We start from the raw sequence: 11,146 nt of genomic DNA, 5'->3' as shown, positions 1-11,146 counted from the left end.
ATTCATTCTCATTGGCCGAATCCAGGAAGTAATCTCCCATATGTACCCACTCCAGTTCGGCACGATTTTGCGGTTTGAAATTCCAGCCCAAACGGACGTTAGCGATATGTCGAGGTGCGGTATCGATTTCATTGCCTGACTCGGTACCACTTGATACATTATCGAAATCGTAGGTGTGCCTTGCATAAGTGTAATTAGCGGCAAGATCAAACTGCTCACCCATCGGCATACTGAGAGCTGTTTCGATGCCTTTATGGCGGGTACGACCGTCGGTCACGTTCAAGCCATCCGGATCACGGAAGAAGAAGTTTTTCTTCTTCATGTAGAAAGCGCTAATGTCATAGTTAACAATACCGGCATTGCCTCGCATGCCCACCTCAATGCTGTCGGCTTTTTCTGAATCCAGATCTCCTACCAGCTGTTGGTTTTGCAAACGGTAAAGATCCGTGGTTTGTGGCGCACGGTGGCCTCGGGCATAGTTGGCAAACAGGCTGTGATTTTCCGTCACTTTATAAACCAGGCCAAGTTTCGGACTCCAGTCGTTGAAGGTATCATCCCTGTCCGCAGGACGCAGGAACAAACACTCTGCAGGCGCGGCAAAACAGGCACTGCCGTCGGCCTCGCCGGTACCGTCTGCAACATTATTGTTGTAGTCATAACGGACATGTTCGAAACGCAAGCCAGTCGTTGCCCGCCATTTTTCTGCCAATTGCCATTCAGCATGGATATACGGTGCAATAGTCGTGGCTTCAACATCAAAGTCATAATGCACACCTTGCTGGCGGTTTTTACCGAAGAAGCTGAAACTGGCCAGTTGCTGGGTTTCTTTCAAACTACCGTCAGTGTATTCCAAATCCGTGCCCAAAATAATTTTGTGACCACCGTCCAGATCCAGGTAATAGGCGATTTGAGTACCAATACTCGTGTGTTCGTTTTCTTCAATCGCACGGGATGGCAGATAATGCTGACGGAATTCCATGCGATTATTACGCAAATATGGCGTGATGCTCAGCATATTACCATTCGCCATTTCATGCTCCCAGCGCGTAGACAGTCTTACAGACCACCAGTCACGAAAAGCATCGGGATCTTCATTGGTTTTCATCAAGGAACTGTCTTTATAGGCCTCATCATCATCAGAACGAATGAAACCTGCCGTTTCCTGATTCAGATTAAAGGCGGAAAAAACGGTTTTGAAACTGTCACCGTTAGGGGAAAAATAGTCGTGGCGGGCAGTGATTTTCTGCTGGCCATATTCTTCATCATCACGCCAGCCACCGAAGTCAGTGCCACTGAAGCTGACGCGATAACCATGAGCACCGACAGTATCACTGACCGTACCTTTCACTTTATACAAATCATCTGAACCGAAAGTGAAATCAATTTCACGCTCAAGATCCAGTGATGGAGCGCGTGACAAGACATTGATCAGGCCATGCACGGCATTGGAACCATACAAAGCACTACCTGGACCGCGTACTACTTCAATACCGCCAGCCCATTCATAATGGGCTTCTGCCAGACCATTATTATTGGAAAAACCGGGCGCACGTAAAGAAATACCGTCTTCCATAAACAGGAAAGCGCCCGCCGCACCCGGGCCGGTTAAAACAGGTGAACGTAATGCGACCAGAGACTCAGCACCGTTACCACGTTGAATATTGACACCACTGACCCGAGCCAGCGACTCTTCAATATGATCGGCATTAATCAAATCGATTTCTTCTTCACTGACTTTGCCGGTATTACCTGCCAAATCACGCAAGGACGTTTCCGAACGTGTGCCGGTCACCACCAGTTCATCCAGCATAACATCATCTTCAGCCATTACAGCCTGTCCACCGGACACCGCTGCCAAAGCCACCATTAACGTAATTTTACGTAGGGGAGTCATAAGCTCATTCTCTCTTTTATTATTGATTGTTATACCTGTGACACTTGGAAATGCACATATCACTGATATCTTATCGGAGTGCCGGACAGATCTTCTCATAGCGCCGGCAAGCACTACATCAGAAAAATCCTTAGTCCGGTTGAAAATAAGGCCCGGATCCCCCATTTAACTGATCTAAATCAATTTCAGGTGTATAAGTCCATTTATGGAATACAAAGACTATTACAAAATCCTGGGAGTTCCGCGTGATGCCTCCCAGGACGACATCAAAAAGGCTTACCGCAAACTGGCTCGCAAATACCACCCCGATGTCAGCAAGGAAGTTGATGCCGAAAATAAATTCAAAGAAGTCGGCGAAGCCTACGAAGTATTGAGAGATCCCCAGAAGCGCGCTCAATATAATCAGTTCGGCAGCAACTACCGTCACGGTCAGTCGTTCAATCCACCACCGGGCTGGGATGACAATATCGGTGGCTTTGGTGGCGGTAACTTCAGCAGCTTCTTCGAAAACATGTTCGGTGGTGGCATGGGCGGTATGGGAGGCGGTATGGGTGATAATTTCTTTGCCCGTGGCGAAGATGTTAACGCCAAAATTACCGTGTCTCTGGAAGATGCCTTCCATGGTGCAACTAAAACCATTCGTCGTCCCTCCGGCGCCAGTCAAGGCGGGACGATCAACGTTAAAATCCCGGCAGGCATTACCTCCGGTAAAAAAATACGTCTGAGCGGTCAGGGCAGAGCCGGCATGGGCGGCAAAGCGGGCGACTTATTGCTGGAAGTTCAGATTGCCCCGCATCCGCATTACCGTCTGGAAGGCAAAGATATTTATCTGGATCTGCCATTAGCGCCCTGGGAAGCCGCATTAGGCGCCAAAGTCACCGTGCCGACACTGGCAGGTAAAATTAACCTGACTATTCCGGCCGGTGCTCGCAGTGGCCAGAAAATGCGTTTGAAAGGCCGCGGATTGCCCGGAAAAGAACCTGGTGATGAATTTGTTGTCTTGCAAATTATCGCGCCTGCGGCTGACTCGGACAAAGCCAGAAAACTCTATCAGCAAATGGCCGAGGAGCTGGCGTTTAATCCTCGTGAATCATTGGAAAAAGTCTTATAGCCGTGATACGCATATTTCCATGTAACACGGTTAGATAAGGGAGATTTTCATGAAATTCAGTTTCAAATCGTTTTTATTGTGGCTGGCCGGTTTCAGTCTGGTAATGCAGGTCGCCACTGGCGCCCTGCCATTGGACTGGTTTGACGGACAGGATCAGATGCCTACCCTGGCCCCCATGCTGGACCGCTCCAAACCGGCTGTAGTCAATATCGCCACCCGCAGCCATGTCCGCGTACAGGACAACCCCTTACTTAATGATCCTTTCTTTCGTCATTTCTTTAATTTGCCTGAGCAGCCAAGAGTCCGTCCCAGACAAAGCCTGGGTTCAGGCGTGATTTTTGATGCCAAACAAGGGCTGGTTCTGACCAATAACCATGTGATTCGTGGTGCTGATGAAATCACAGTATCTCTCCATGATGGCCGTAGTTTTCAGGCAGAAATTGTCGGCAGTGATGCGGCCACCGATGTCGCGTTGATCAAAATCCCGGCAGAAAAGCTTACCGCCCTGCCGCTGGCCGACTCTGACACACTGCGCGTCGGTGACTTTGTGGTGGCCATAGGCAATCCTTTTGGCTTGGGTCAAACGGTCACCTCCGGTATTGTCAGTGCTTTGGGCCGCAGCGGGCTGGGTATTGAAGGTTACGAAAACTTTATTCAGACCGATGCCTCGATCAATCCCGGTAATTCAGGCGGAGCTTTGGTCAACCTGCGCGGTGAGCTGGTCGGCATTAACACGGCTATTTTCTCACCCGGGCAAAGTGCCGGTAATATCGGCATCGGTTTTGCCATTCCCAGTAATCTGGTAAAACAAATCAGCGATCAATTGCTTGAGCATGGTGAAGTGCGGCGTGCTTATCTGGGTGTGCAGATGCAGGATATTACGCCGGAATTGGCTGAAGCTTTCGGTATCGAAGCGCAGCAAGGTGCGGTCGTGACACAGGTTGTAGAAAACTCCGCCGCCGCCGAGGCCGGTCTGCAAGTAGGTGATGTGGTCACTGCTGTGGACGGTGTGCCGCTGCTCAATGCTGACAGTCTGCGAAATACCATCGGTCTGATGGTGGTCGGACAAACCGTCAAGCTGGATATTGTGCGTGACGGCAAAACGAAAACACTTAAAGCCAAGGTCAAACAAACTCAGCAAACTGAACCGAATGGCACGGTGCACCCGCGACTCTCCGGCGCCACATTTGGGGATATTGAAGAAGGTTCACCCTACTTCGGCCGGGTTGAGGGTGTGATGGTCTATTCAATCAAACGCGGCAGCCCAGCCTGGAAGGCAGGCCTGCGAGCTGAGGATATCATCACCTCGGTCAACCGCAAACCCGTTGCCAGTCTGGAACAGTTCAAACCGCTGGTGCATGATGCTGATGAACTGCTGCTCAACATTGTGCGTGGTCAGCGGGCAATGTTCCTGCTGCTTCGCTAAAAAGACTCGGGTACAAGCAGGCTCTGGTAAAACCAGTCTCATAAATAAATGCAGTAAAGGCAGAAGGTGAGGGGGACAAAATTCTTTGAAATTCGTGGAGCTCCCTCAGGCTCTCAGGCGTGCATTTCCAGGTTGTTTCGGTATAAGCTGAAGACAAAGGCCCTGCAATAGCAGCGCATAGTTTGCAAGCCGTCGGTTATTTAGTCGCCTTTTAACCGATGCCCGTTTTAATGATGAAACAGGTGGCTTATATGTCGTCCCAGTTAGAATCTGATTTTTCCCTTTATCAACAAGTTGTTGCGCGCAATCCCGGCGAACCGGAATTCCATCAGGCACTGCATGAGGTGCTTGAAACGCTGGCGCCGGCACTCGAAAAAGAGCCTCGATATACAAAACATAAAATCATTGAGCGGATCTGTGAACCGGAAAGACAGATTATCTTCCGTGTTCCGTGGGAAGATGATAACGGCGAAGTGCAGATCAACCGGGGCTTTCGCGTCGGATTTAACAGTGCTTTAGGCCCTTATAAAGGCGGCCTGCGGTTTCATCCCAGCGTGACGCTGGGCACCATCAAGTTTCTGGCGTTTGAACAAACCTTTAAAAACGCATTGACGGGTTTACCTATCGGCAGCGGTAAAGGCGGCTCGGATTTCGATCCCAAAGGTAAATCTGACAACGAGATCATGCGTTTTTGTCAGAGTTTCATGACCGAACTCTACCGCCATATCGGCGAAATAACTGATGTGCCAGCGGGCGATATCGGCGTGGGCACCAGAGAAATCGGGTTTCTGTTCGGCCAGTACAAACGGATTACCAATCGTTACGAATCCGGTGTGATAACCGGTAAAAGCCCGCAATGGGGCGGCACCCTGGTGCGTCAGAAAGCCACCGGCTATGGCGCTGTATTTTTTGCCGAAGAGATGCTTTATGCACGCCACGAACAGAATCTGGAAGGTAAAACAGCCATCGTCTCCGGTTCCGGTAATGTCGCCACTTATGCAATGGAAAAACTCAAAGTAAACGGCGCCAAGGTAATCGCCTGTTCAGATTCCAATGGCGTCATTATTGATTACAATGGCATTGACGTCGACACCGTTATCCATATCAAAGAAGTCGAGCGCGCCCGTATTAAAACCTATCGGGATTTTCATCGTGATGCCGAATATATCGATGAAGGCAATATCTGGGAGATCCCCTGTGATATCGCCTTCCCCTGCGCCACGCAAAACGAACTGGATGCCCTGTCAGCACAGACACTGGTCAACAATGGTTGTATCCTCGTCTGTGAAGGCGCCAACATGCCCTGCACCCCGGCAGCCATTAAAGTGTTTCAGGACAATGATATTGCTTTCGGCCCCGGCAAGGCCGCCAATGCTGGTGGTGTCGCGGCTTCAACCCTGGAAATGCAGCACAATGCAACACATAGCTCCAGCTTTGAATACAGTGAAGAACACCTGCATGACATCATGATCCATATTCACCGTAACTGCTGTCATACAGCCGAAGAGTTCGGTGAACCGGGCAATTATGTGCTGGGCGCGAATATCGCTGGCTTCAGGCGTGTCGCCGATGCCATGCTGGCGTTTGGCATTATCTGAGAACACAAATTATTTCTAATACCCATCAACAGCTGCGACCCCGAAGGAGCCGTCAGACTGCTTGTGATTATTGTGCATAAGTGGGGTCAGATAAGACTTTTTGTAGGTGATGTCGCCCATGGCATACGGAATGCTAAACTAGGTTTATGCGACCGACGCCCATGAAAAAAGGGGGCTGGAAGATATCATGACTGGCTACCCCACAACTGACATTCATCTGGAGCCACAGATCCAGGCACATGGTCAGCGCTTGATCGAGGCGGCCCGGCGTAACGCGGCCGAAGGACGGGCGGTTGATCGCTGGCTGCTGAAGTTCATCCAGGGACTGATGGAAAACGAACACTTCCGCGTCCAGGCGCTGCGCTTTGTCGATGTGTTGCCGGCATTGAGCAATGACCGCGATCTGGTCGATCACCTGTTTGCTTATTTCAATGACGAGGAACTGGCGTTTTTCAGTGACGCGGCGACCGGTATGCAACAGTTGCGTAAAATCACCGGCAACAAGTTGATCGCCATGGCCGTGCGCAAGGCGGTCAGCCGAATCGCCCGCTATTACATGGGCGGTGCCGATGCACAGGAAGCCCTGAAAACAGGTCGCAAACTGCGTGATCAAAATATCCTGTTTTCTCTCGATATGCTGGGGGAAGCGGCCCTGAGCGAAAAGGAAACGGCCCAATATCAACAAAATTATCTGGCGATTATCGAAACGCTTGCCACGAAAACCGCTGATTGGCCGATCAAACCAGCACTTGATCAAGCTAACGGCGAGGCGGTGCCCATCCCCAACCTGTCCATCAAACCGTCCTCTTTGTATTCCCGGATCAGGGCCGTCGATCCGCAAGGCAGTATCGAAGGCCTGGTGCAAATGCTGCGGCCGGTGTTTGCCAGCGCAAAAAAGCACGGCGCGGCAATTTGTCTCGATATGGAGCAATTCGAATTCAAGGACATCATCCTCGCGAGTTTCAAAAAAATATTAATGGAGCAGGAATTCCGCAACTGGCCCCATGCCGGCGTGGCGATGCAGGCCTATCTCAAGGAAACCGAGCAGGATCTTAAGGACATGATCGAGTGGGCCAAACAGCGCGGCACGCCGGTTTTAATCCGCTTGGTACGCGGAGCCTACTGGGATTATGAGACGATCACGGCCACCCAGTTCGGCTGGGACAGTCCGGTGTGGGAGCAAAAATGGCAGACGGACCAGAATTACGATCGCTGCGTCGAAATATTGCTTCGCAACATTAACCATGTCACCCCGGCCATCGCCACCCATAATATCCGCAGCCTGGCCCATGCCCTGTCGCTGGCAGAACAGGCGGCAATCAAACCTGACCAGTTTGAATTCCAGATGTTATTCGGTATGTCTCCGCATATGGTAAAGGCCGTCAGTGACAGCGGTTACCGCCTGCGCGTCTATGTGCCGTTTGGCGAGCTGATTCCGGGCATGGCCTACCTGACGCGGCGTCTGCTGGAAAATGCCAGCAGCCAGTCGTTCCGGCGTATGTCGATGCAGGATGAAGAGATTTATTCTGAACTTTCGCCTCCTGAAGAACAGCATCAAACCGGTACGGCCAATATGACCCAATCGGCAGCGGGAGATAAGTTTAAAAATGAATCACTACACCGTTTCACCAGCGAAAACGAACGGGCAGCCTTTGCCCAAACCCTCGCAAAAGCACGCCAGAACCTGGGGCAATATTATCCCCTGATTATCGGCGGCAAAGAGATCAAGAGCGATACCGTTATTCACTCCGTCAACCGGGCCAATCCGGAGCAAATCATTGGTGAAGTCGCCTGTGCCAATAAGGAGTTGGGGGAACAGGCTGTTCAGGCCGCACAAAAAGCCTTGCCTGACTGGTCAGGCAAAACCATGCAACAGCGCGCCGACATTCTGTTGCAGGCTGCCGGACTGTTAAGAAAAAGACGGGATCAGTTCGCCGCGCTGGAAATTCTGGAAGCAGGCAAGACCTGGCAGGAAGCGGACGCCAATATCACCGAAGCCATCGACTTTCTGGAATTTTACGCGCATCAGGCGATAAGCCTGGACCGGCCCAATGCCAGCAATACCGCCGGCGAAACCAACGACCACCTGTACCGGGCCAAAGGCGTCGGCGTGGTCATCCCGCCCTGGAATTTCCCGCTGGCCATTCTTACCGGCATGTTGTCCGCCACGCTTGTGACCGGCAATACGGCAATCCTCAAACCCTCCTCGCAAACACCGGTCATCGCCGCCAACATGGTCAACTTGTTACATGAAGCCGGCCTGCCACGTGAAGTCGTGCAATTTCTGCCAGGTACCGGCAGCGACATCGGCGATTTCCTGGTGCAGCATCCCGCTGTGCATGTGATTGCCTTTACCGGTTCGCTGGCGGTAGGCCGCCGGATCGTCAATCTCGCCAGCCAACTAGCCGACAGTCAACAGCATTTCAAACATGTGGTGGCCGAGATGGGTGGTAAAAACGCCATTATTATCGACAGCGATGCCGAGCCGGACGAGGCCGTGGCCAGCACCATCGAATCGGCATTTGGTTATCAAGGACAAAAATGCAGTGCCGCCTCGCGTGTCATTGTTGTCGGCGATCATTATGACTATTTTCTGGAGCGGCTGGGTGAAGCCACGCGCAGCCTGCTGATCGGCGATCCGGCTGCTCCCGGTACCCAGGTCGGGCCGGTGATTTCAGCATCTGCCTACAAAGACATTCTGCAAGCCATCGAACAAGGCAAACAGGTTGCAGAAGTATTACTGGAAATGCCGATCCCGGAAAACCTGCAAGGCTACTTTATCGGCCCGGTGATCTTCCGTGATGTGCCTGTGGACAGCGCTTTGTTTCAGGAAGAAATCTTCGGTCCGGTTTTAGCCGTCACCAAAGCCGAATCTTTTGAACAGGCCATCGACTATGCCAACCGCTGCGCCTATGGCCTGACCGGCGGACTGTATTCACGCAATCCGGATCATATCGAGCAGGCGCGCCAGCAATTGCAGGTGGGTAACCTCTATATCAACCGCAAGATCACCCGCGCCTTTGTCGAACGCCAGCCCTTCGGCGGTTTCAAACTCAGCGGCCTCGGCAGCAAAGCCGGTGGCCGCGATTATCTGTTGCACTTCACCAACCCGGTGACTGTGACCGAGAATACGATGCGGCGGGGCTACGCGCCGGAAAAAGATACTTCCTGATGATGTATCTGTTTTATAGTTATCATCGAGCATGAGGGTGTGGCTTTATTCACAACGCCTGTTCGCCTCTGCTCTAACATTCTGTATTTGTATCGATTCCACCCCTGATTCATGGCTTTGCAACGTCATAAACTCATGCCCCTGACATTGGCAAACGGCCTCAATTTCTGCGGCAGATTTGTTCTTCGCTTTACGTGGTGACATTGGGTAGCTACTCATGCACGTGTTGTACGCATAGTTATATGCACCGTTCGGCTGATAACACTTTGTAGCCCAGTCTGTGTCATAAAACCCGTTATCAACATTACCGTGTGAAAACCTATGCCCACCACGGTGCAGAGGCCGATATGCACGGTATTCATTTGCCACGCACGCACAATCATATAGTTTGTTCATGACGGACTGATTTTGGCAATTGGTCGCTACCTGACGGGCCTCCTGCTCAATTTGATCAGGCGTGAGTGACGGCGCAGGCGTGGGTGACACCGATTTAATTCTCTCTTCACACAACTCCTTTTGTTTTACACATACATTTGAACTGTTTTTCATCGCCACGCAGTTTACATACGCAGCATCGCATTCCCACGGCTTCTTAGCCGTCGCAAAGGATCCGGTAAAGGCTCCGGTCGCGGTGTCCATTTGGGCCAGTTCATACATTTCATCCTTCTGACCACTCTTACTCGTTTGACTCACAGCGGTTTGTAGATACATCAGTACAGCGGGACTGGGCTGGCCGGTTACCGGTAAATCGCGGTCTTTCTCGAACTGTGAGATTGCCTGGGTTGTTTTGGGCCCCATCACACCATCAGCGGGCCCCGGATCATAGCCAAGTTTCTGAAGGTTCAACTGCACACGCTTTAACTGCTGCGGGCCCAGGTTATTTCCGGAGGCGGGCGCAGCCGTTATCGCTGGCATTTCAGTTTTGGCTTGGTCGTCAGGGTTGGCAGACTGCTGGTCTGGGTCCTCGTTCGTCAGCTTGTGCTTTCCCTCATCTACTAAATCTTTCGCTATATCTTGCGCCATTCCTTTGAGCATCTCTCCCCAGCTCTCTGCGCTAACGGGGGTTGAATGCGACAACAGCAATGCCACAAGTATGGTAGTAGTGAGACTAATTATTCTGACGTAGATTCTAGAAATCGGGAATGAAGTTGAATACCTAATCAAGTTATTCATTAGTTCCCCCTTTCAGATCTTCAAGATCTGTCTAAGTAAGGATGAATTCAGTATAGAACCATCGCCCCACCCAAGACAAGCAACTTAGGGTGAAACCAGCAGGGTCGAAACCAGCAGGGTCAGACACGATTGATCCATCAATAGTGATACCGGCAGGAAATAATAGTAATTGCAGTATCGTCTACGGCATAAACCAACCGGTTGGTGTCATCAATACGACGAGACCAGAAGCCGGACAGGTTTTCTTTCAGGGCTTCAGGTTTGCCAATACCCTCAAATGGGGTGCGCTTTGTGTCGGCAATCAGTTTGTTGATTCGGCGAAGTGTTTTTTTGTCCTGCCCTTGCCAGTAAACGTAATCTTTCCAGGCCTCGTCAGTCCATGACAATAAGCGTTTAGTCATCAATCAGCTCTCGCTGTCTGGCTTTTCCTGCCTTATATTGCGCGATGGATTTGTTTAGATGCTTGACGTTTTCAGGTGAGCGCAGCAGATGCACGGTTTCCATTAAGCTGTTGTAGTAATCCAGTGACATAACAACCGCATCCTCTGAATCACGACGCGTTATGATAGTGGTATCAGCGTCGTTCACCACAGCATCAAGCACCGCTTTTAAGCCGTTTCTGGCTTCAGTAAATGAAATAATTCTCATACCAACCTCTTGTACAACTAGTTGTACAAGTATAAGTCTTTACTGGAACATGTACAACATATTGTGCACATCTAGTAGTTGATGATGTGGTTTGGGAGAACAGAGAGCATTGGGCCGGAGTGAA

8 protein-coding genes are annotated in these 11,146 nt (G+C 51.0%); 4 read left to right on the top strand and 4 right to left on the bottom strand.

The window, feature by feature from the left end; translation table 11 throughout:
* Positions 1 to 1,894 (bottom strand): TonB-dependent receptor (locus OMP95_RS02055; protein ID WP_266325404.1); only part of this gene is annotated, 1,894 nt, incomplete at its 3' end.
* A 205-nt stretch (positions 1,895 to 2,099) separates the two neighbouring features.
* Between OMP95_RS02055 and OMP95_RS02050 the strand changes: the two genes are divergently transcribed.
* The 4 genes from OMP95_RS02050 (at position 2,100) to OMP95_RS02035 (ending at position 9,201) form a co-directional block, all read left to right on the top strand.
* The gene (locus tag OMP95_RS02050; RefSeq protein ID WP_266325402.1) at positions 2,100 to 3,005 is read left to right on the top strand and encodes a DnaJ C-terminal domain-containing protein; all 906 of its coding nucleotides are present in this window, start codon (positions 2,100 to 2,102) and stop codon (positions 3,003 to 3,005) included.
* A gap of 49 nt (positions 3,006 to 3,054) precedes the next feature.
* Entirely contained in the window at positions 3,055 to 4,431 is a 1,377-nt protein-coding gene (locus tag OMP95_RS02045; protein WP_266325400.1) for a DegQ family serine endoprotease, read from the top strand.
* A gap of 251 nt (positions 4,432 to 4,682) precedes the next feature.
* Positions 4,683 to 6,029: an NADP-specific glutamate dehydrogenase gene (gene gdhA, locus OMP95_RS02040; protein WP_266325398.1), complete on the top strand. Its 1,347-nt coding sequence runs from the start codon at positions 4,683 to 4,685 to the stop codon at positions 6,027 to 6,029.
* 187 nt (positions 6,030 to 6,216) lie between these two features.
* Complete coding sequence (locus OMP95_RS02035) at positions 6,217 to 9,201, top strand: proline dehydrogenase family protein (RefSeq protein WP_266325396.1); 2,985 nt, start codon at positions 6,217 to 6,219, stop codon at positions 9,199 to 9,201.
* A gap of 45 nt (positions 9,202 to 9,246) precedes the next feature.
* Here the strand turns inward: OMP95_RS02035 and OMP95_RS02030 are convergent, their stop codons facing one another.
* From OMP95_RS02030 to OMP95_RS02020, 3 genes are all read right to left on the bottom strand, one after another.
* The gene (locus OMP95_RS02030) at positions 9,247 to 10,374 is read right to left on the bottom strand and encodes a peptidoglycan-binding domain-containing protein (RefSeq protein WP_266325395.1); all 1,128 of its coding nucleotides are present in this window, start codon (positions 10,372 to 10,374) and stop codon (positions 9,247 to 9,249) included.
* A gap of 137 nt (positions 10,375 to 10,511) precedes the next feature.
* On the bottom strand, positions 10,512 to 10,775 hold the full coding sequence (locus OMP95_RS02025; protein ID WP_266325393.1) for a Txe/YoeB family addiction module toxin: 264 nt from the start codon (positions 10,773 to 10,775) through the stop codon (positions 10,512 to 10,514).
* Positions 10,768 to 11,022, bottom strand: a complete 255-nt coding sequence (locus OMP95_RS02020) for a type II toxin-antitoxin system Phd/YefM family antitoxin (RefSeq protein ID WP_266325391.1) — start codon at positions 11,020 to 11,022, stop codon at positions 10,768 to 10,770. Before OMP95_RS02020 ends, OMP95_RS02025 begins: the two co-directional genes overlap by 8 nt.
* Positions 11,023 to 11,146 lie beyond the last annotated feature (124 nt).

This window comes from Methylophaga sp. OBS4 (assembly GCF_026319305.1).
Taxonomy (GTDB): Bacteria; Pseudomonadota; Gammaproteobacteria; order Nitrosococcales; family Methylophagaceae; genus Methylophaga.
The sequence above is the reverse complement of the archived record's forward strand: the minus strand, read 5'-3'. Positions and strand labels throughout refer to the sequence as shown.